Below are 1801 nucleotides of genomic sequence, written 5' to 3'. Positions count from 1 at the left end.
TCCGGCTTTGTCGAACCGCTGCTCCAGAGAGGCAATGTAGGTGTCACGGGAGGGACTGAGGTGCTCCCGGCAAAGCTGAACCAGCTTCTCCCGATCAGACGCTTTGAGGGCCTCGATCATGGCCCAATGGTCGTCTCTCGCCCGGGCGAGATGCACGGGGTTTGCCGCCGTGTAAGAGCGGGCGCCGTGGACCTTTTGGGCGAGGCTCTGGATAATCTCAACCAGATGCGGGTTGCCGCAGGCCCCAAAGAGCGCGTTGTGGAAGGCCATGTTTGCCCGGAATGCGGCCCGGGAATCCCCCCGCTCAACGGCGGCAGCGTGCTGCCTCTGGATTTCCGTTAATGCGCTGATCGTCTCCGGTCGAGGTGGCAATGGGATCTGCTGTGCCGCCAAGGTCTCCAGGGCTTCCCGTACGGAATAGATCTGACGAACCTCGGTCGGGCTCAACATGCGAACAGCCGCGCCCTTATTCTGCACGCGCTCGACCAGTCCCATGCGCTCGAGTTCGGCAATCGCCTCCCGCACCACGTGCCGTTTGACTTCAAACCGGGAGGCAATGTCCTCCTCGATCAGTCGCTCCCGCGGTTGCAGCCACCCAAGGACAATCTCCTCCTCAAGCGCAGTCGCCACCCGCTTCACGCGAGCAGCTGATGCTTGACGCTCCACACCGTCCATCTCGACCCCACTCAGCTTCGACATTATTGTTGACAATCCTGATAACACGTCAATGATCGCTCGTCATGAGCAATGATCCTAAATCACCCCCGTCGGGCCTGCGCCGCAATCTCACCAGCTACGGCGATCCAGGCTTCTCCCTCTTCCTGCGAAAGGCGTTCATTAAAGCCGCTGGCTTCTCTGATGACGCTCTGGATCGACCGATTATCGGCATCACCAACACCTTCAGCGACTTCAATCCCTGTCACGGCAACGTGCCTCGTCTGATCGAGGCGGTGAAGAGGGGCGTCATGCTGGCAGGGGGTCTCCCGATGGAGTTCCCCACCATCTCCATCCACGAATCCTTCGCCAGTCCCACCAGCATGTACCTGCGCAACCTCATGGCCATGGACACGGAGGAGATGATCCGGGCCCAGCCGATGGACGCCGTGGTGCTGATCGGTGGCTGCGATAAGACCGTGCCGGCGCAACTCATGGCCGCTGTTAGCGCCGACGTGCCGGCGATCCAGCTGATCACAGGACCAATGCTCGTCGGCTATCACAAGGGCGAGATGCTGGGCGCCTGCACGGACTGCCGCCGTCTTTGGGGTCACCACCGGGCCGGGGCCATGGACCAGGATGAGGTGGAGGTCGTCAGCGGCCGTTTGGCTCCGACCCAGGGCACCTGCATGGTGATGGGTACGGCGAGCACCATGGGCTGCCTTGTCGAGGCGCTCGGCATCGCCCTGCCAGGGACAGGCTCGATCCCGGCAACTCATGCAGACCGGATCCGGGCCGCCGAGGCCAGTGGGCGCCAAGCGGTTTCGCTGGCAAAGAGCGGCAAGCGCCCGAGCGAGGTGCTGACCGAGGCGGCCTTCCGCAATGCGATGGTCGTGCTGCAGGCGATCGGGGGCTCCACCAATGGCTTGGTTCATCTGGCCGCTATTGCCCGCCGTCGCGGGATCAAGATCGATCTGGAGGAGTTCGACCAGATCGGGCGCAAGGTTCCTGTCTTGGTCGATCTGAAGCCTTCGGGCGCCCAGTACATGGAGCATTTCCACTGGGCTGGCGGGGTTCCCCGTCTGATGCAGGAACTGCGGGATCATCTCGCTCTGGACGCTGTGACGGTCACCGGCGAAACCATCGG

General features: G+C 62.7%; 2 protein-coding genes. One reads left to right on the top strand and one right to left on the bottom strand.

The features are described from left to right. The coding region (locus tag ACYVOK_RS32630) for a GntR family transcriptional regulator (RefSeq protein WP_460666451.1) at positions 1–699 on the bottom strand (699 nt) is incomplete at its 3' end. 41 nt (positions 700–740) lie between these two features. Here ACYVOK_RS32630 and ACYVOK_RS32625 point away from each other — a divergent pair. After that, positions 741–1801: dihydroxy-acid dehydratase domain-containing protein (locus ACYVOK_RS32625; protein ID WP_460666450.1), on the top strand; the 1061-nt coding region annotated here is incomplete at its 3' end.

This window comes from Kribbella swartbergensis, from assembly GCF_054784135.1.
The sequence above is the reverse complement of the archived record's forward strand: the minus strand, read 5'-3'. Positions and strand labels throughout refer to the sequence as shown.